Below are 20,021 nucleotides of genomic sequence, written 5' to 3' on the forward strand. Positions count from 1 at the left end.
ACTAGGAAAATGAATGCAGCAACACCCAACACCAATCTGACATCTATAGATTTTCTATAGACTGTTCGCCTGTTTAACATACTGGCGAAGGATTCATGTGATTTGGATTTATCTACGTTATCTTCTAGCGACATAACTTGAGGATTGCCTATTGCTTGCCCTTAGCGGTGACTCTCGTTGAAATAAAAGGTAGCCGTGTTTTATCAACAGTTGCATGACAAATAAGCGACGAGTTGACAATTTTTGTTTTTTATCCCTTTTTTTTATCGGTCTGATTGGCAATCAACGACAGATAAGGTGAATAATTGTTAAGTTATAACAATAAGTTAAGAGAAATTAGTTATCTCGTTAACGAAAAGAGAATTGGTTAGCTACCTTACAAAAAGCGCCCATTATTTATCCTAGAACTTTCGGAGAATATAGATCTGAATAAACCGTTTCATGAGCTTTGCAAAAGAAAACCCGCCCCAAATGACGGGTCAACTGATTACGGTTCTCATGATTCTTGCGCTTCAAAAGCTTTTTGCAAGTGCTCAAGGCAGTAAGGCCATCCGGCAGGGGATTTCATAGCCTCAAGGTATTCTTGCCAGCCTTCTGCATGTTTTTGAAAATCCCTATGCTTAATCTGAATATGTGTTTTATTGGTATGCTCTTCGAATTCGACACAAACAGTAGAAGCATCATCCATGTTTTCAATGAGTAATCGCATAGGTGAGATTTGCCAGGCTATCGTTAATGAGTGCGCTGGCTGAACATCAATGACATGGCCCCATTTGAGACGGCGGCCATCCTCGATATCCTCATAGCATACACCGCCAGTTTCAAGTTCTATGCCAATTATGCCATCCTCGGAAAACCGGTAGGATTGCGGCCACCAAGCGTCAATTCTCTTCGTGAAAAAGGCAAAAACCTCTTGTATTGTGCCGTTTATTACTATGTCACTAATACAAAAATCTGTTGTTTTTTGGCTTTTTGTCTCTAATGTTGTCATATGCTCAAAGCTCAATAATAATTCATAATCGATACATCATATTATTCAGTATTGAGGTCGGATACAACCAATGAGTTTACTCGGGCAATCTTCGATTGTAAGCGTTGAAACTCGGTGCCAAGACACCTCATACAATCTATCCACCCAACAATCTGAGCTTATCTCATGCCCTCGCCTTAATTGGCCAGTGCAGAATGCTTTTGTTGCCATCGGCGGGTGAGAATGCCGTACCTTGGCGCAAACAACATGGCCAATACTTGCAGGGCACCTGCAGTTACTGCGATCATTCCAGCCGCAGAAACTGAAAAATCATAGCCCAACCATAATGGACCAAATGCTGCAAGGATGTAACCGCCAACTCCACTAAGGAGCGAAACCACCCCTGAAATAAAGAGTTGTGTTGAGAGCTTATCGGTCAACATACGTGCCGTTGCAGCAGGGCATATAAACATGGCAATGACAAGAATTGAGCCAACAGCTGTAAAGGCGGCAACGGCAGCAACAGCTACCATGACTATGAGAAGAAGAGACATTATTTTTGGTGAAAAGCCAAGGGTTGTTGCCAAGAGTGGATCAAAACTTGTGAGCTTAAATTCCTTATAGAAAACTACTATTACAATTAGTATCAGGAGCGTTACGACGAAAAGCTGTTTTACCTCATCTGGAAGCAGCATGAGCTTATGCCAATCCAATAGATCATTTAGCGATGTCGCCTCTAACCAGAGTGCGCTTTCCAAGTTTCCGTATAAGGCATGCTCAACATCAAGGTGCACGCCTGCTGCCCCAGTTTGCTCTAGCAGCACAACTCCCAATGCAAACATTGTTGTGAAAACAACGCCCATTGCCGCGCCTGATTCAATGTTTCCCAAACGGCGAATAAGTTCGATCAACATGACAGAAACAACTGCGGCAGCACCTGCACCTAACATCATCGGTAGTGAACTGGTATTATGCGAGACAAGAAATCCAACCACAATGCCGGGCAGGACCACATGCGATATGGTATCCCCCATCAAAGCTTGTCGCCTCAAGACCAAGAAATTACCCAACAAACCACATGCGAGCGCAGCAAACGTGCCCAACAGAATTGATGGTAAATCATATTGCAGAAAGATTTCCATTTTTACCTCAAGTGGCGTGATCTGGCGGATGATAACTTAACTGGCCGATTAAACAGTGTGTGGCTTCAGGCCTGTTTCCAGCTCGCTAACCACATCATAAGGGAGCACTTCTTCGATCGGCCGCAGTGACCAGTCTTGTAACGAGTGCGCGGCTTCAGGATCGAGCTCTTTAAAGCGGTTCCAGAGCTCTTGATCTCTTGCCATTTTCTGGGCCACCGAAAAGCCGTAGTCAGTCACACGTCCATCACCGCACATGTAACTGTTTTTTATCATAAGTTTGCGTGTTAACGGCTCTAATATCGGCTGACCGTTGGCTATGGTCAGCAACCCTTGCCTTGTATGAACTATTTTTTGGAAGCGGCGATGACGAATGTAGGCAGCCAAAACCCCACGGACAGGTGATAACAAGAGAGAAACAAGGAATAGAAAAAACAAAATGAGGACTATAATGCCCCCTGTCGGTAAGCTCGGCGCTGTAGACGATATTGCCGCGCCAATGTAACTTCCCAAAGCACCAATTGTTGCGGAGATACCAACCAAGACGGGGACACGCTCCGTCCAAAAGCGAGCTGCTACAGGTGGAATAATAGCAAGCGCAACGATTAGCACCAGCCCCACAGTTTTCAAACCGATCACGACCACAGATACCAACAGTATCAGCAGGCTGCGATCGAGCCATTTAACGTTGTAACCACTGGATGCTGCAAAGTTCTCGTCAAAACATAAGAGAGTAAATTCTTTCATGCGCAATACAATGGCAATGCCAACAATCATCGACGCCACAGCTATTGTCACCGCCTCAGAAAACAACATTCCTGATGTTGCCCCTAACAAAAAGCCCTCAAGGCCTGCCTGACCTGCAATACTCATGGACTGTACAATTGTTAGTAAAACCATGCCCAAAGCAAAGAAGGTAGATAGCACTGTTCCGATAGCTGTATCTTCTGTCAGGCGTGTGTGGGTTTTGATCGCATCAACAGCCATAACACCGAGCATGGAACTGAATGCAGCACCTGCAAGAATAAATGGTAACGAGCGACCGTAGCCCCATAATATCTCGCCCAGTATGAAAGCGAGCACAACTCCTGGCAGGGTCGCATGTGAAACGGCATCTGATACGAGGGAGCGCTTGCGCAATAAGATAAAGACGCCGATCGCTCCGCTGGCTGCACCCAGAATTGCAGCACCTATACAGACCAATGCGGTGTTGTAACCAGACGATAACAGAATTGCACTCAAAAATTCTTGCATATTCCTGCCTTCTCCTTCAACAGGATTTTGCTTTCAAGCCTTCAAGCTGCGTTGAAGCCAACCGGCCCCCATATGCTTTTTGAAGGTTTTGCGCGGTGAAGGCGGTTTCTACCGGGCCACTGGCAATATACTGTCCATTTAGCATTAGGATATTGCTGTAATAATCGTTTACGGTTTCCAAGTCATGGTGCACAACCAGTACAGTTTTATCCGCTTCCACCAGTTGGCGCAGAACTTCCACAATGGCTTTTTCAGTTGCAGCATCGACACCGGAAAAAGGCTCATCCATGAGATAGACCTCGGCATCCTGAGCCAAAGAGCGGGCTAGAAAAACACGTTGTTGCTGACCACCAGACAATTGGCCAATCTGCCGGTTTGCAAAGGCTTCCATACCAACTGCCTGCAAAGCTTTTTTTGCTTTTTGGCGGTGGCTTTTACCTGGCCAGCGGAACCAACCAACTTTGCCGTAAAGCCCCATTAAAACAACATCGAGTGCCGTTGCCGGAAAATCCCAATCAACAGCTGAACGTTGTGGTACATATGCAATTTTGTTAAGAGCCGTTTTGACAGGCTGGCCAAACACCTGTGTTTCCCCGGATAGCCTTGGAATTAGCCCTAAAGCTGCTTTCAAAAATGTAGATTTACCAGCGCCATTGGGGCCAATAATCGCGGTCAGCTGCCCTTTCGGGGCTGTGTAAGAGACATTCCACAAAACCGGCTTATTGTGATATGCCACAGTTAAGCCACTAACATGGAAGGGATTATCATCCGGGTTATAAGCACTTACCGGCTCGCCTTGCTGAGCTACCAGTCTTGCTTTTTGTCCGCCCATACGCATGCCCAATTCCCTTCCACTTTTCTTAGCTGTTGGCTTGGCTATATTACTGCAACTGTGAACTCGAGTGATTGACATCTTGTGACAATTTTCCAAGCATTCCTTTTGCCGGAGCTTTGCCACCTAATGCGCGCGCTATGAAGGTCATATTATGATCGATCATTCCTATATATGTGCCTTCATAGGTGTTTGGCGCCCCCATTGCATCAGAAAACAACTCACCACCAATGGTGACTTTGTGCCCCTGTGCTGCCGCACCTTCAATAAGTGCGCGGATATTGCGCTCTGACACGGAAGATTCAACAAAAACAGCGGTGACTTTATTTTCAACCAGCAACTTCACGAGCTGTTCTATACGCTGCAAACCTGCTTCGCTATTGGTCGATATGCCTTGAATGCCAACAACTTTAATATTGAAATCGCGGCCCATATAACTGAACGCATCGTGTGCGGTAACGAGAACGCGCTTCTTTGCAGGAACAGTTGTCATAACTTCGCGGCCATAAGCGACAAGCTGATCAATAGTTTGAAGATAAGCCTGCTCGTTCGCATTAAAGTAAGCTGCTTGTTCTGGGCGTAAATCAATCAGCGCTTTGGTGACGCCATGCACTGCATTTTTCCAGATAGAAGGTGACATCCAAATATGCGGATCAAAGCGATTTTTATAGGTAGGTGAGGAAATACGTTTTGCGACGGGCACTTGTTCACCTATAAAGTAAACCGGCTTTTTCGCCTTTAACTTTAACAGCAAGCCTTCCAGTTGCGCTTCTAGAAACAGGCCATTGGCAAAGATTGCTTCTGCCTTGCCAAGCTTTACCACATCGGAACGCGTTTGCCTGTATGAGTGGGGATCTACGCCTGTGCCTATGATTGCCGTAACAGAGACTTGCTCGCCGCCAACGGCTTTAACCGCATCGGCAACCATGCCAACTGTCGCCACCACGTTTATTGGTTTGCTGGCCATAGCACCTGTTGCAAATGAACTTACTATGAGTGCGCAAAGGAGCATAAAAGAACCGATCGTTCTTCGAGCCGTGTGTATTATTAATTCCCCAATTGCCTTTAACATATCCTAGAATCTCTCTTTTGGAATAATTCTAATCTTACATTTTCTCGTTAACTTGTCAGTAAAAAATTACATCCACACCCTATTGCAAGTCATTCTTAATTGCAACAAAAAAGAGACTCATTCGCGCTTTGAAATATAACCCATTGCTCTTAATAGTATTTCAGTATGGATGACCAAAGAGGCATAAGCGCTTCTTTATACCTATTGTTTGTTTAGGGATGTTGACGGTAAAACACTTCCATGTGTGGGAGGGTAAAATGACTAAACTTCTTTTCGACCAAAACTTCGAACCACGTTATGGACAGGCAGTTTCTGTTCGCGATGGCTTGTTGCGTATTACCTGCAACAATCCTAGTCCTTTAACTTTTCATGGCACCAATAGTTATTTGGTTGGTAAGGATCGTCTGATTTTAGTTGACCCGGGCCCAGTAAATGAACAACATCTTACCGCCCTTTTGGATGCCATTGATGGTCGCCCACTTGATGCTATTTTGATAACGCATTGTCATGTTGACCACTCCCCATTAGCTGTAAAGCTCAAAGAGCTCACCAATGCCCCCATTTGGGGGTGTGCGCAATATAGCCGCGCTCCTGCGTTTGAAGAATTGAGCACGACTATTATGGATGGCAGCAATGATGCCAATTACGCACCTGACAGGGTTTTAGAGGATGGCGAACACCTCACGTTAGCAGGTTCGCGTTTAAAGGTGATCGCCACACCAGGGCATACTATGAATCACCTATGTTTCTCCCTCCTAGACTATGGAGTTATTTTGAGCGGCGATCATGTTATGGGCTGGTCAACTACTGTTGTTGCGCCACCTGATGGCGATATGGCCTCTTATATGGCTTCCCTAAATAAATTGGGCGAACAAGGCGAGCTGCGCTACTTCCCTGCCCATGGCGGAGAGATTCATAGACCTTTATCCTACCTAAAAGCACTCGCAGCTCATAGACGTACGCGGGAAAATGCTATTTTGTCAGCAGTTCAAAATGGCTGCTTTACTGTAAGCCATATAACCGACAAGGTTTACAGCGGCCTAGAAACAAAACTCATTGCTGCAGCAAGTCTAAATGTGCTTGCCCACCTTCAGCATTTATATGATCAAAAACTTATCACTTATGAAGGCCCCATAAGTTTTGATAGTCACTTTCGTGCTTGCGAAAGACCCAGTTAAGTTGAGAGAGCATGCCTAGTTGCTTGGGTTTTCCTGCATGTATAAACAATAGCTATGCTATTGATGAAGACCAGCGCTATGTATATTCCTTTGAAAAACATGCATGCTCTGGGAGACATAATGACTATTGATTTTGATCGGGTTATCGACCGCCGGAACAGCCATTCACTCAAATGGGATGAGCTTGAATCCCGTTACAGCCTTAGCTGTGATGAAGCGTTGCCTATGTGGGTGGCGGATATGGACTTTCGCCCACCTGAAGCCGTAAATGATATGCTTAAGAGCGCTGCTGAACATGGCATTAATGGCTATTACGGTGACAATAATCAGTATGTTGAAGCCATTTGCAATTGGATGCTGCGGCGTCATGACTTTGTTGTTGACCCCAGTTGGATACAGTGGGTTCCCGGTATTGTCGCTGGTTATTCATTTGCTATTCAAGCTTTTTCGAAGCCGGGCGATGGTGTTCTGGTTTTCTCCCCTGTTTACCATGCATTCGGGCGCGCGGTTAAAGCCAATGAGCGCCGGTTAATTGAAAGCGAGCTGGTTGTTCGTGATGGTCAATACCAGATTGACTTCGACAGCCTTGTTTCATTAGTTGATGAAAACACTCGGATCATGTTGCTATGCAGCCCACATAACCCCGGGGGGCGTGTTTGGAGTGAACAAGAATTAAGGAAGATTTGTGAATTCTGCCTTGAGCGGGATATCCTTATAGTGGCCGATGAAATTCATCATGACCTTGTGTTTGATGGCAATAAGCATTACGTCACTGCAAAACTAAGCCCTGAAATCGCTGATAAAACCATTAGCTTTGCTGCGGCCTCGAAAACATTCAATCTGGCAGGTTTTATGACCGGCGCGGCAATAATCAGCAATCCGGATTTACGCAAGGCCTATAAAAAACAACTGGATGCTGCAGGCGTTGGCCCCACCAGGCTAGGTCCTCTCGCAACAGCCGCTGCCTATGATCACGGCGAGGTTTGGCTCGATAAACTGCTTCCCTACTTAAAGGCCAATCAAGAACTACTGTGCGAAGGCATTGAGCGAGTTATACCAGGGGCGAAAGTTATGCGTTTACAGAGCACCTACCTTTCCTGGGTCGACTTCAGCGGCGTAGACTTACCAATGAAAGAAATTATCGAGAGAGTTGAAAGAAAAGCCAAGATTGCATGTAACTATGGTTCAGCATTTGGTAAGGGTGGTGAAAATTATTTACGGTTCAATATTGCTTGCCCTACAAGCTTAATCCATGAAGCTATCAAACGTTTAGAAGTTGAGTTTCAAGACCTTTAAAACGTCACGCTGGAGGCACGAGAGATACTTGTCTCCAGCTCTTGGCGATAGTCTTTTTACCATTTAATAAAAAAACTCACCTAAAGAGAGGTACCGAATCCATCATCAATGGTAAGTACAAATACCAAAATTTGAGCATTAAAATTTTCTAGGTCCCCAAAAAACTAGTGGGATATTACAGATATTACATAAGATTACATAAGATTACATTCTATATCGTGGATTAATGAATTTTATTTACGTAAAATGTATAGAGCTGCCCTTATTTGTGATGTTTATCACAGTCATTTTTTGTGAACTCTATAGCTTAAAAAACATAATAAGAGGATGTTAAGTCCACTGTGCCCAAGAGCCGGTCAACAAGGCTCTATGCTGCATTTGCCCAGAATAATTGCCGCTGCTGCCGTCCCCTCGGTTCGCAGCGGTTTTGTTTTATACACGGCATTTCATTGTTGCGAAGGTTTTAAGCTTGGTAGCGGAACTTCTTCTTTCGGCTGGGAATTTACAGCCCCTTTGCCATTTTTAGTGGGCTCTAGCATGAAACTATCTCCCGTTTCTTGCAGATAACTTTTAGACAGATCTTCTTCGCCCTTGATGCCATAGGACTTGATAAGAACAGTGTCCAGTTCTTCCCAAAAATCACGAATACGCGCCGCATTCGCACCAAGGTCGTGAGAACCAAAACCACTTTTCGAGCGGATATCGATAAGTGAACCCATTTTATCTGGTTGAATGCGAATGGTAACATAATCATGAAAAGAAAAAACAGGCGTGATAACCTCAAAACCCATTGAGCTCGGGGTGACAGAAAGATCAACTGGCAACTCTGCTTGTAAAGCCCAACCGAGCTCGTCGCCTACTTCAAGGGCAGCTGCATGTAATTGATAGGGCGAAATACGAAAACGTCTTGGCACAATATCGGGATAATGTGTTCGTTGAAGAACCGCATGCTCAAGGGTGAGCGCATGGTACGCCCCCATTGGGGTTACCACAGAAGGGGGAGTTGCCAAGTCTGTAGAAACATCATTTATATTCGGGTATTGACGCATGTAAATAAGTGTTCCGACAGGCAAGCAAAGCGTTAACAGAGCATAAGCGAAGCCCATAAACGCGTTGGTAAAACCACGCCCCCCCGCATACCAGAGCCTAATACCCGCAGCGAAGGCAACCAGGCCTGCAATTATCGCAATTATTGAGGCGCCAATTACTAAATCCAACAGGATTTTTGGCGTTATGTACTCCCAGTGTCGCCCCAGTATCGCTAATACTATTATAAAGACAGAAATGACACCTAGGCGGCGACTAACCAGAGCCAGGCGTGACCTCTGATAATTCATCACCAATTTCCGCAAGGTTGTCTCCTAGTTTCAGTGAGCACCAATTGTGCGGCGTAGTAACCGCTTCTGTGCCTACGTTTTGAAAGCTAGGGTAAGTGCCATGGCTTTATGGGCAACCCAAGAATATAGGGGGTGCCCATAATCGATAACCTTCTTAACTAGTTCGTAGAAACCACTCAGTTCCACGTTTTGGGCATTGATCTACAGCGTTAAGCGTCTACGCGCTCCAATAATTTTGAGAACTCAGTTAGCGAGTTGAATAGGTAGTCACATTCACCCTTCAGCTCTTCGGCACTTAAGGCACCTGTCGTCAATGCAACCCGGATCATTCCAGCCTCTTTGGCAGCATGCATGTCGTGTAAACTATCGCCTACCATCGCTATTTCATTGACAGGGATTTTCAGTTGCTCTGCAAATGCCAGAAGTTGACCTGGTGCCGGTTTGCCGCCGAAACCACTGTCGTAGCCTGCAAGAAAGTCAAAATCGTCACGCAGCCCTAAATGTTGCATTTGTTTATGGGCTGACAGTTCTGTTCCATTCGTCGCCATGCCAACAGGGATACCATTTTTCCGGCAGAGCTTGATGATGTCTTCAGTATCAGGAAAAGGGCTAACATACTCAACAGCATAGTCTGCAATGAGGGCTTCTATGCGGGCAAGGAACTCTTCTTTATCGGTGATACCCAACTCATCGGCCCATAAGGCACAATAGTCTTTTGTGCTGTGTGTTAAGATAATGCTGCCATCAAGAAACTTCTTATTATCGTAATCAAAGCCTGAAAGATGAGCGAAACGGCGCAATAGCTCATCCTGTTCACCTGAAATATCCTCCAGGATTTTAGATACAACCGGCCCCCAAGTTTTGTCGAAATGGGTTAGCGTACCGTCACGATCAAAAAGAACTGCACGAATTTTCACTTTTTTCCCTTTTAGCATAAGTTGCTGATCTTTTAATAATGGGGCGTTTACTTCCAGCCTGTTTTAGGCTTCAGATGATGACATTCTTATGTCATATCTCCCTGAGTTATCGAAACAGCATTTTAATTTACCTAGCGTAAATACTTCTATTCTCAAAACCACTATTAATCAAACAAACAGTCATACTGAATAGGTTTAACTTATGTTCCAATGTGGTTAATAATTGTAATATATTGTAAGAGAACAACTCAAACTCGCAGAAATACTGAGACCTGCAATGGAAATATGCCAATAAGGCCCTTATGTCGCAGGTTTTGGCCTTTTATTTTACCCAAAAACGGCGCAAGACATAAATATACCAGATTTTTTGGGAATCTCTTGTAGCGGAATGCACAAGACCTATCTCAATGAAGTATTGGGTAGAAGTTTCTCTAAGGTGCCCCAGAGCACTAACAGTCCCACAAGGAGGGACGACCATGGCATACGAATACATCGACAAACAAAAAAAGCAAACCAAACCAGACTTGGATAAGCTTTACGGGCCGCTTGGTATACAAGCAATCGCAGCAGCCAATCGCTTTTGCGCAAAGACTAAAGACACAAAGAAGCCAGTCATTGATCCTATGTATCCGTTGCCAACTGACTAATATAAAAATCTCATTTGAGAAAATATGAGATTAACAGCGCCTCGCTTACCCTGTTAATTATATGAATAGTAAAGTCTCCAAACTGGAGACTTTACTAGCGTAAATCAGGACAAGATGAAATCAAGGGTAAAGGCGTTTTGTCTGCCATACTCCTGAAGTAACATCTTTAGTCATTACAAATCTATCGTGCAGCCTAAAGGCACGGTCGTTCCAAAATTCAACTTCTATTGGCTCAACACAAAATCCTGTCCAGTATTCCGGCCTTGGAATATCCCCAATAGCATACTTTGCAGAGTATTTAGCAACTTCCTTCTCTAGTGCAAACCGGCTTTCAAGAGGTCTTGATTGTTTTGAGGCCCAGGCTCCAATACGGCTTTTACGTGGCCTAGAGGCAAAATAGGTATCGGCCTCTTGCTGCGTAACTTTATGCGCAATCCCACGTACCCTGACTTGACGCCTTAAAGATTTCCAATGAAAATTTAAAGCAACTTTAGGATTATTTTCTATTTCTTTTCCTTTATTGCTTTCTAAATTCGTATAAAAAGTAAATCCTTCTGGCCCACACCCCTTTAATAACACCATACGAATATTAGGCATACCTTGATCATCTACTGTGGAAAGTGCCATAGCATTTGGATCATTTACCTCTTTTTTCTGTGCATCAACCATCCACTCCTGAAATAATTCATAGGGGGCATTGACTTTTTCGAAGTAATCATTTGTAAACTTATTTTCGGGATTGTTGGTTTGTTGGGTCACGGGCACTCCCCTTTTACTCATGGAATAATTGCGCTGCTTCATTCGCGTTTATAAGAAAGGATAGGCTATCCTATGAATCTCACTGGAGACTCATATAGCAGAAAGCTACGCCTAATCCAGCACTGTACCACTGCTGTACTGCTGGCCATTATATTTGCTGGGTGCTCACAGGTTTCTTTTGATATGGGGGACGACAGTCGTAAGCCCTTAAACCTGACAGGCTCTTTGCCCGAGAATGAAACAGCCAATACAAGTGAGATTGATGGTAGCGATAAACAGGCTATTACCTCAACAATACAAAAAGCGCTGAATAAAAGTCCGATCCCAGCTGCAAACACGGCTTTCGAGCCCTTGGCTTGGTCTAGTACTGAAAGCGGGAATAGCGGCATTATTACCAGTTTGATGAAGCTAAAGGATGAAGGCACGAAAGGGTGCACAGAGTTTGTAACCAGCGCAAATACATATATTGGTGTTAAAGCTTACTCTGGCCGGACTTGTCCTAATACGAATAATCAAATGCGGATTGTCGAGCTGGCTCCTTATGAGCCAACGCATGATGAAGCCTATAAAAACTAGGTGTAATTCTTTCAATCAGTGTTTATACACCTAAACATTTGCACAACTCATAATTGCTACCTACCTAGCGTCACGTTTTTCACAAGTCATTGACTAAAAAGCTTAGGATTGCTGACAATAGGCCAGCTTCACACAAATTGACTTTGTAACTAGACGTAACTGGCTTATGCTAGGTAAAGATTGTGGTGTACTAATACACCTTCGAAAAACCGATGGGATTAAAGAGTACCTATCGGAGATGATGTTCTGTTTTGCTGCGCTGATGGCTTATTACAAGTTAAGCGCTGTTTATTTGATGGATGACAATGAGAGATCCCTATAGCGTACTGGGTGTAAGTAAAAACGCAACAGAAGCAGATATTAAGAAGGCTTTTCGTAAGCTGGCTAAAAAATATCATCCAGACCAAAACGCTGACGACCCGAATGCTAAGGAGCGCTTTGCAGAAGCGAATTCAGCCTATGAAATTTTAGGCGATAAAGAGAAACGGGGACAATTTGATCGGGGCGAGATTGATGCCACCGGCAAACAACAATTCTACGGGCAAGATTTCCCAGGCGGCTTCAATCAGACACGCGGGGGAGCGCGTGGAGGCTTTAACTTCTCACAGGATAGCGGCCCAATGGGTGGCGGTGGGTTTGACGACATTCTCAACGACATCTTAGGGGGATTTTCAGGGCGACGCCGGTCTGCCAGTGCTGGAGCTTCTGGTGCACAAACGCGCCGAGCACAAGCACGCAGCAATGCAAATGAAAAACAAAGTGCTGCTAAAGACGCCAGTTTGATTGCCCGGGTAACACTTGAGGACTTGGTTAACACAGGCAAAGTGCGCGTTAAACTCCCTAGCGGAAAGACTGTCGATGTTAAAATACCTCGTGGTACTGTTGAAGGAGAAAAAATCCGCCTGAAGGGGCAGGGTTTTTCGGCGAATGGCCAAACTGGCGATGCATTGGTTGAAGTTCGTTACGCGGCGCACACGCTATTCAAACCTGATGGGCATGATCTACGAACCGAGCTGCCGATTACACTCTATGAGGCTGTGCTAGGTACAAAAATTCGTATTCCAACATTAGAGGGCGCTGTAAAAATTACAGTCCCGGAAAACACATCGGGTGGCAAAACTATGCGCTTAAAAGGCAAGGGCTTGCCTAAAAAGTCTGGCGGTCAAGGTGACTTGCTTGTGACTTTGCGTATTGCGTTGCCTGAGAAAGCCGATGGAGAACTGGAAAAACTCATGCGTATTTGGCGCGAGCTTAGACCCTACAAAGTTAGGGGATCTGAGTTTGGTTAATTAAACTTCATCGCGTTGGTAAATTGGGAGGCTTGGCCTCCCTTTTGTTTAGCACTCTTCTTGAGCCGTTAGTGGCGCTGGTGGCAGGCTATCATCTGGCACAAAAAAGTCCGGCATTAACGCGGATTTTGGATCGACCCGATAGTGATCGAAATTACTCGTACCATTTTCAGCCAGTAAACTGTCATCAATAAAGAAGTTACCGCTTGTCTCATTGGCTGGTGACGTCAGGATGATATGGGCTGCATCTGCCAATATTTGCGGTGTACGGCTTGCCTTAATCATCTCCTCCCCGCCCAGTAGGTTTTTTACTGCAGCGGTTGCAATAGTTGTTCGCGGCCACAATGCATTTACCGCGATACCTTTAGAGCGCAATTCACCAGCTAAACCCAATACAGCCAAGCTCATACCATATTTTGCTATCGAGTAGGGCGTATGGTTTTTAAACCACTTCTCTTGCATATCCAAAGGGGGAGAAAGCATTAAAATGTGAGGGTTCTGTGCATTTGCAAGATAGGGTAGCGCCAGCTTGGAGCACAGCAATGTACCCCGTGTATTAACTTGATACATTAAATCAAAGCGCTTCATTTCCAGTGCTTGTAATGGGGACAAATTGATCGCACTTGCATTGTTAATCACGATATCTATGCCGCCATAAGTGTCGGCACCAGACTTAAGTGCTTTGGCAACACTTTCCTCATCGCGAACGTCAACAACTACAGGCATTGCCTTGCCGCCTAGCGCCTCCAGTTCTGCAGCTGCGGTATAAATTGTCCCTTCGAGCTTAGGATGCGGCTGCGCTGTTTTTGCTGCTATAATGATATTAGCACCATCTTGTGCAGCACGTTTTGCAATAGCTAGGCCAATACCCCTTGAAGCCCCGGTAATGAAAAGCGTTTTCCCTTTTAATGTTTTGGCTGATTGCATATTACCCTCCCAAGGAAATACTTATTTGACAGTTGACTACGCCCAATGATCGTTACCCATGGATGGTTAGCTCGTATTGCGCTCCATAAACTTCATGAATGCTGCCTGCGCTTCTTGTGAACCAAGTCGCTGTGCAAACAAACGCCCTTCCTCCTCAATACGATGTTCAATATCACCTGAGTTCTGACGTAGTAGATTTCGAGAAATTTCAAGTGCTTCTCGGGGTTTACTTGCAATGGTTGCAGCACAGTCCAGTGCTGTTTCCTCAAGTTTATCACTTTGAACGATTTTATTTATCAGTCCATATTGTAGTGCCTGTTCTGCGCCCCATTGCTCGCCCAAACACAACAGCTCAAACGCCCGTTTATACCCCAACTGCTGCGGCCCTAACTGACTCGAACCCGCTTCTGGAACCAAACCTAAGTCAACAAATGGTGTTTTGAAACTTGCTCCATTAGAAGCAAGGACCATATCGCAATGTAGTAACATTGTTGTGCCAACGCCCACGGCCGGACCATCTACTGCTGCAATTACAGGAAGTTTGCAATTTGGTAGCACCTTTAAAAAACGGCGCACTCCCTCCATCTTAGCGATATCCGAGCTTAATTGCAGAAAGTCCATTATATCATTGCCAGCGGTGAATATGCCGGGAAGCCCCAAAATAACATGGCATCTTATGCCTTCACTTGCTTCTAAAGCTGTTGCAAGGGCTGCATACATATCCACCGTTAGAGCATTTTTCTTTTGCTCTCGATTGATACGAATAAGCTGAACCCGATCCAATACAGAAGTTAATATCATTTCCCCTCCAACGCATTTTATAGCTTTACATACTCAAGAGATGTCAGCACTAGACCAGATCCGATGGATCTAGCATCAAGATAGCCCCTGAAGCTGTTTGAACCGTCGTTGCAAGCGCTCCTACTTCAGGTAATACGCTCTCAGAAAAAATTCTAAGATGATTGGCCCGCTGGTCTTTTTGCGGCACATTGAGCGCTACTGACTTTAAGGCGGTCTGAGCTAAAAGGTGAGCTGATAACGTAATGGCTAACAGCCTTAAAAACGGTGTGGCACCAGCAAGAACCCGCTCATTCTGGCCCTCTTGTTTTGCAGTTTTAATCCAGTCGGCACTGGCTTCTAAATGCCCAAGAGCTTGCTTTAAGCGAACTGCCGCCAAACCGAAGGCTGGTATGTTGTGTTTTATGAGCTGATCACATGTTTGCTCAATTTCATCAAGCAGGCTTTGTAGTGCTGCTCCGTCGGAAAGCGGTAGCTTGCGCATTACCAAATCGATAGACTGGATTGCGTTGGTACCTTCGTAAATGGGCGCAATACGGGCATCACGCAAATGTTGCGCAACGCCAGTTTCTTCAATATATCCCATTCCCCCATGGATCTGAAGCGCCTCAGATGCCACTTCTACTCCCATATCTGTTGCATAGGCTTTGGCAATAGGCGTTAATAGATTTGCTCTTTCACTCCAAAAGCGCTGTTGTTTGTCATCCTTAACCGATTTTGACATATCCAATGCATGTGCGCAGGCGTAGCATATTGCCCGCGCTCCCTGGATTTTAGAGCGCATTAAAACAAGTGAGCGGCGAATATCCGGGTGATATGCAATCGGGCTCATTCCCTGCCCTTGCCAACTAGCAGACTTTCCCTGCTTACGTTCTAGCGCAAATTGTTTTGCTGCTTGCCATGCCCGCTCTGCGATACCGACCCCTTGAATGCCAACAGCCAAACGCGCGTTGTTCATCATGGTGAACATGCACGCAAGACCTTTATTTTCTTCGCCGATGAGCCAGCCTATCGCACCTTCATTTTCACCATAAACCATAGTTGCAGTCGGGGAGGCATGAATGCCCATTTTGTGCTCAAGCCCTGCTACTTTGATGTCATTTTTACTCGCTAGACTGCCGTCATCATTGACCAGAAACTTTGGAACCAAAAACAAGGATATACCGCGGGTACCCGGCGGGGCATCTGGCAAACGAGCAAGTACCAGATGAACGATATTTTCACTCATATCGTGATCGCCGTAGGTGATAAAAATCTTTTGCCCTTTAATTGAATAGGTGCCATCACCTTTTGGCTCAGCCTTACAGCGCAAAGCAGCAAGATCAGAGCCAGCTTGAGGCTCTGTCAAATTCATGGTTCCGGTCCATTGACCTTCAACAAGCTTTTGCAAGTATGTTTGTTTTAAGTATGCACTACCATGCTCTTGTAATGCCTCAATTGCACCAATGGTAAGAGTTGGCGCAAGTGCAAACGCCATGGAAGCGGAGTTCCACATTTCCATCAAAGCTGTTGCAAGTAAATTCGGTAAGCCCTGTCCTCCATAATCAGGCTGACCTGCCAGAGAGCCCCAGCCAGACGCACACCACTGTTTATAGGCTTGCGCCCAGCCTGGGGGCGTGATGACACTGTCACCTTGTAAGCTTGAGGGGTTTTGATCGCCAACTTTATTCAAAGGGGCAATTACATCCTGCGCAAATTTTGCAGCCTCTTCTAGTATGGCCTCAACCAAATCGCTTGAGAGGTCCTCATTTGGCCAATTCGACTGGAGAGCAGAGAAATCAACGGTGTTTTGTAATATAAATGCAATTTCTGAAAGTGGAGCACGGTACATTTTGTCTTCCTTGCCAATCGCGGCTTGACGAAACGCGATTTGCACCGCAAAACGCGCATAAATATCTCCTAGAGATTAGGGTGTATGACGTTTACGTCAACCCTTGGAAGCCTCGCCATTCGTCGGACTATGGAATTGGACCAAATGAAACGCTGGACACTGCCTTGCAATGATAAAACCTTTACAACAAGTGTGGAATTCGCAGAAGTCTGCCAGTTATTAAAGCAAGGGGATTTGGTCGCGCTCCCGACAGAAACGGTTTACGGGCTGGCAGCTGATGCAACCAATGGACAGGCATGTGCACGAATTTATAGTGCTAAAGGACGGCCACAGTTTAACCCATTAATCTCACATGTTGAGGATTTAGGAGCTGCCAGGCAGCACGGGGTATTTAATTTGGCTGCAAATAAACTAGCCGAAGCGTTTTGGCCCGGTCCTTTAACTCTCGTTGTCCCCAAGCTCCCAAACTCACCCGTTAGCGCGTTGGTTACAGCCGGTCTTGATTCAATTGCTTTGCGCGTGCCTAACGCACCTATTATGCAAGCACTTGCTAAATCGTGTGGAGTGCCATTGGCCGCTCCAAGCGCTAACCTATCAGGGAAAATTAGTGGCACTACCGCTGATGATGTTGCTGCGGACCTTTCTGATAGTCTTGCATATTTGATTGATGGCGGCCCGACCAAGGTTGGCATTGAGTCTACAATTGTTTCATTGGTTGGCAGCACCCCTACCCTACTTCGACCAGGCGGTATTTCCCGCGAGGCCATTGAAGCGGTTCTAGATTGCACATTGGCAACAGCAGGACATAATAATAGCGCTCCCTCTGCCCCCGGAATGCTCAGCTCGCATTATGCACCAAACGCTACGCTACGCTTAAATGCGCTTGAGGTTCTCCCCGGTGAAGCCCTGCTTGCTTTTGGCCAAGATTTGCCCGAGAGCGCTCATGTTGCCACCGGTGTCATAAACCTTAGCCCTTCTCGCTGCTTAGAAGAGGCCGCAGCAAATTTATTTTCAGCGTTACGCGCGGCAGACAAACTTGGAACAAACGGTATTGCCGCCATGCCCATTCCGATGGAAGGGCTTGGAGAGGCTATTAACGATCGCTTAAAGCGAGCTGCTGCACCGAGGTAAAAGCCATTATGGTTTTGTGCTATGGTTTGAAGGGAAACAAACCACTTTTCTGCAGATTGAAAAAACTGATTGGGATGACAGCCGCCAATGCCAATAACATGGTAAGCGCAAATGCTGCCTTGATATTATAAGCCGTTATAATGGCCGCAAATACAGGGCTACCAAGTGTTGTACCCAAATTACCGAGCTGCACCCAACCCCAGTCCCCACAGGACAAAAACAAGTAGCCAATTGGTTTTAGTGGATAGTTGATTTGATGACATAATTCCATTCCATGATAAATATTTCAATTGGTGTTCAAAATTTTACGCAACTGATAGTTTTACCTAATAATAAAGATCGCAATAAAAATAAGAATAACGCTTGCATAAATAACACAGTTTTTCAAAAATACATATTGTTATGTCTTAATTTCAATAAAACACAATATAATCACTTGCAATGTATAATAATAAAAATGAAAATTAACTTGTTTCATGAGTGGTTATGTGAAATTTATTTTGCATAACAACGAAACCTCCCCACGGGCAATTACGCTCGCAACTAGGACCGGGGCTGTTTTGAGTTATCCCCGGCCTGTCTTTTCGTCAACTTTCATGATGCACACAACAAAGCGGGCTGGAAATTATCAGCTTTTAAGAATCTCTCTAATCACAGTGGATGATTGACAGTGGTGTTCGTTTGAGAAAAGCTAACTCAACTTTCTCACAAGAGGCCTGTTCCTTTGAGTACACTATTGTTGCATCATTCATCTTACCTGAGCCATTTAACTCCCATCGGCCATCCTGAACGTCCTGATCGCCTGCGGGCTATTGACAGGATTTTAGAAAATGAGCGCTTTCTAATACTGGAGCGCGATACAGCGCCAATTGGACGATTTCAAGATGTGGCAAGGGCACACCGAGCTGATTACATCAATGGCATACACCGGAAAATGCCACGGGACGGCATTATCCAACTTGATCAGGATACGACGCTTTCTCCTGGCAGCTGGGAAGCAGCCATGCGGGCTGTCGGCGGCGCATGCAAGGCTGTTGAAGAGGTGATGGAAGGCAAAGTGACGAATGCGTTCAGTTTATCGCGCCCACCTGGACACCATGCTGAGTCTCAACGATCTATGGGTTTTTGCGTTTTTAATAATGCTGCAATCGCTGCACGCTTTGCACAGGACCATTACGGAGCTGAACGTGTGGTCATCGTTGATATCGACGTCCATCATGGTAACGGAACCCAAGAAATTTTCTGGGCTGACAAGACTGTAATGTATGCCTCAATCCATCAAGGACAACTATACCCGGGTACTGGTGAAAAGAATGAAGAGGGTGAGTTTGGAACAATAGTCAATGCACCTCTCGTGGCAGGTGATGGCGGCGATACCTTTAAAGAAGCTTTTTTACAAAAACTGCTACCTAGGATAAACAATTTCGCGCCGGATCTGGTAATCATTTCTGCTGGTTTCGATGCTCATCAACGTGACCCAATGGGCAGCCTTCGATTGTCCGAGATTGATTTTGCCTGGGTTACACGGCAGTTGATGGAAGTTGCTGACAAACACAGTAATTTGAAACTGGTCTCTCTCCTTGAAGGTGGATATGATTTAGAAGGTCTTGCGCGTTCATGCGCTGCCCATGTAATGACATTGATGGACCATTGAATATTGGGACCGGACAAAACTGGTTCGGCCCCTACCTAGCCTAGGAGCCATTATGCAAGAAACACAGCAAACTTCAAAAACCGAAATCAAGTCGCTTTCGTTTGAAGCTGCAATGGCTGAACTGGAAGCAATTGTTCGTAATCTTGAGCAAGGGAATGTACCGCTTGAGAAAAGTATTGAGCTTTATAGTCGTGGCGACTTACTTCGCCAGCATTGCGATGCACTATTGAAGGCTGCAGAAGCAAAAGTTGAAAAAATACAGCTTAACCAATCTGGTAGTGCTACTGGCGTTACAGAGTTGCCCGACATTTAAAAGTGATATCTTGTAGAAGATGCAAGACTTGTTGCACTCGGCTTCAAGTCTTTCTTTTGGAAATATGTTCCTCTTTGATTAGAAAATTTCTATATAAGCAA

At 45.3% G+C, this 20,021-nt stretch carries 19 protein-coding genes; 8 read left to right on the forward strand and 11 right to left on the reverse strand.

The features are described 5' to 3' along the window. Window positions 1-496: 496 nt before the first annotated feature. From AYK67_RS00330 to AYK67_RS00350, 5 genes are all read right to left on the reverse strand, one after another. Window positions 497-991 carry an SRPBCC domain-containing protein gene (locus tag AYK67_RS00330; RefSeq protein WP_068080701.1) on the reverse strand — a complete coding sequence of 165 codons (495 nt, stop codon included), beginning with the start codon at window positions 989-991 and terminating at the stop codon, window positions 497-499. 176 nt (window positions 992-1,167) lie between these two features. Beyond that, window positions 1,168-2,112: a metal ABC transporter permease gene (locus tag AYK67_RS00335; RefSeq protein WP_068080704.1), complete on the reverse strand. Its 945-nt coding sequence runs from the start codon at window positions 2,110-2,112 to the stop codon at window positions 1,168-1,170. A 48-nt stretch (window positions 2,113-2,160) separates the two neighbouring features. Next, window positions 2,161-3,363, reverse strand: coding sequence for a metal ABC transporter permease (locus AYK67_RS00340; protein ID WP_068080707.1), 1,203 nt, complete (start codon window positions 3,361-3,363; stop codon window positions 2,161-2,163). 16 nt (window positions 3,364-3,379) lie between these two features. Continuing rightward, a complete protein-coding gene (locus AYK67_RS00345) occupies window positions 3,380-4,201 on the reverse strand; it encodes a metal ABC transporter ATP-binding protein (protein ID WP_082735538.1) in 822 nt (273 codons plus the stop codon). 43 nt (window positions 4,202-4,244) lie between these two features. Then, window positions 4,245-5,162, reverse strand: a complete 918-nt coding sequence (locus tag AYK67_RS00350; RefSeq protein WP_244266852.1) for a metal ABC transporter solute-binding protein, Zn/Mn family — start codon at window positions 5,160-5,162, stop codon at window positions 4,245-4,247. A 362-nt stretch (window positions 5,163-5,524) separates the two neighbouring features. On the opposite strand from AYK67_RS00350, the gene AYK67_RS00355 reads away from it, so the two are divergent. Beyond that, window positions 5,525-6,445 carry an MBL fold metallo-hydrolase gene (locus AYK67_RS00355; protein WP_082735541.1) on the forward strand — a complete coding sequence of 307 codons (921 nt, stop codon included), beginning with the start codon at window positions 5,525-5,527 and terminating at the stop codon, window positions 6,443-6,445. A 120-nt stretch (window positions 6,446-6,565) separates the two neighbouring features. Further along, window positions 6,566-7,741, forward strand: a complete 1,176-nt coding sequence (locus tag AYK67_RS00360; protein WP_068081252.1) for a MalY/PatB family protein — start codon at window positions 6,566-6,568, stop codon at window positions 7,739-7,741. Between the two features lie 446 nt (window positions 7,742-8,187). On the opposite strand, the gene AYK67_RS00365 is transcribed toward AYK67_RS00360, so the two are convergent. Together AYK67_RS00365 and AYK67_RS00370 are read right to left on the reverse strand one after the other, a co-directional pair. Next, window positions 8,188-9,078 carry a DUF1499 domain-containing protein gene (locus tag AYK67_RS00365; protein ID WP_082735543.1) on the reverse strand — a complete coding sequence of 297 codons (891 nt, stop codon included), beginning with the start codon at window positions 9,076-9,078 and terminating at the stop codon, window positions 8,188-8,190. A 209-nt stretch (window positions 9,079-9,287) separates the two neighbouring features. Continuing rightward, window positions 9,288-9,995 carry an HAD family hydrolase gene (locus tag AYK67_RS00370; RefSeq protein WP_068081255.1) on the reverse strand — a complete coding sequence of 236 codons (708 nt, stop codon included), beginning with the start codon at window positions 9,993-9,995 and terminating at the stop codon, window positions 9,288-9,290. 476 nt (window positions 9,996-10,471) lie between these two features. Here AYK67_RS00370 and AYK67_RS17240 point away from each other — a divergent pair, with 476 nt between their 5' ends. Then, on the forward strand, window positions 10,472-10,642 hold the full coding sequence (locus AYK67_RS17240) for a hypothetical protein (RefSeq protein ID WP_173645086.1): 171 nt from the start codon (window positions 10,472-10,474) through the stop codon (window positions 10,640-10,642). 120 nt (window positions 10,643-10,762) lie between these two features. Here the strand turns inward: AYK67_RS17240 and pdxH are convergent, their stop codons facing one another. Beyond that, window positions 10,763-11,401, reverse strand: coding sequence for a pyridoxamine 5'-phosphate oxidase (gene pdxH, locus AYK67_RS00375; protein WP_274533518.1), 639 nt, complete (start codon window positions 11,399-11,401; stop codon window positions 10,763-10,765). Between the two features lie 72 nt (window positions 11,402-11,473). On the opposite strand from pdxH, the gene AYK67_RS00380 reads away from it, so the two are divergent. Both AYK67_RS00380 and AYK67_RS00385 read left to right on the forward strand, forming a co-directional pair. Then, entirely contained in the window at window positions 11,474-11,977 is a 504-nt protein-coding gene (locus tag AYK67_RS00380) for an RT0821/Lpp0805 family surface protein (RefSeq protein WP_068080715.1), read from the forward strand. Between the two features lie 305 nt (window positions 11,978-12,282). Beyond that, on the forward strand, window positions 12,283-13,266 hold the full coding sequence (locus tag AYK67_RS00385; RefSeq protein WP_068080718.1) for a DnaJ C-terminal domain-containing protein: 984 nt from the start codon (window positions 12,283-12,285) through the stop codon (window positions 13,264-13,266). A 48-nt stretch (window positions 13,267-13,314) separates the two neighbouring features. Here AYK67_RS00385 and AYK67_RS00390 read toward each other — a convergent pair whose 3' ends face one another. From AYK67_RS00390 to AYK67_RS00400, 3 genes are all read right to left on the reverse strand, one after another. Continuing rightward, a complete protein-coding gene (locus tag AYK67_RS00390; protein ID WP_068080721.1) occupies window positions 13,315-14,193 on the reverse strand; it encodes an SDR family oxidoreductase in 879 nt (292 codons plus the stop codon). Window positions 14,194-14,259: 66 nt separating this feature from the next. After that, window positions 14,260-14,994 (reverse strand): enoyl-CoA hydratase-related protein, encoded by a 735-nt coding sequence (locus AYK67_RS00395; RefSeq protein WP_068080726.1) that lies wholly within the window; start codon window positions 14,992-14,994, stop codon window positions 14,260-14,262. A 49-nt stretch (window positions 14,995-15,043) separates the two neighbouring features. Next, complete coding sequence (locus AYK67_RS00400; RefSeq protein WP_068081258.1) at window positions 15,044-16,822, reverse strand: acyl-CoA dehydrogenase family protein; 1,779 nt, start codon at window positions 16,820-16,822, stop codon at window positions 15,044-15,046. A gap of 144 nt (window positions 16,823-16,966) precedes the next feature. On the opposite strand from AYK67_RS00400, the gene AYK67_RS00405 reads away from it, so the two are divergent. The 3 genes from AYK67_RS00405 to AYK67_RS00420 all read left to right on the forward strand — a co-directional run bounded on the left by AYK67_RS00405 (window position 16,967) and on the right by AYK67_RS00420 (window position 19,920). Continuing rightward, window positions 16,967-17,953 carry an L-threonylcarbamoyladenylate synthase gene (locus AYK67_RS00405; protein ID WP_068081260.1) on the forward strand — a complete coding sequence of 329 codons (987 nt, stop codon included), beginning with the start codon at window positions 16,967-16,969 and terminating at the stop codon, window positions 17,951-17,953. A 724-nt stretch (window positions 17,954-18,677) separates the two neighbouring features. Then, window positions 18,678-19,607: a histone deacetylase family protein gene (locus AYK67_RS00415; RefSeq protein WP_068080736.1), complete on the forward strand. Its 930-nt coding sequence runs from the start codon at window positions 18,678-18,680 to the stop codon at window positions 19,605-19,607. A gap of 52 nt (window positions 19,608-19,659) precedes the next feature. Next, window positions 19,660-19,920: an exodeoxyribonuclease VII small subunit gene (locus AYK67_RS00420; protein ID WP_068080739.1), complete on the forward strand. Its 261-nt coding sequence runs from the start codon at window positions 19,660-19,662 to the stop codon at window positions 19,918-19,920. The last annotated feature ends 101 nt before the right edge of the window (window positions 19,921-20,021 follow it).

Origin of the sequence: Polycladidibacter stylochi (genome assembly GCF_001562055.1) — a bacterium.
In the GTDB taxonomy this organism is placed as follows: domain Bacteria; phylum Pseudomonadota; class Alphaproteobacteria; order Rhizobiales; family Stappiaceae; genus Pseudovibrio; species Pseudovibrio stylochi.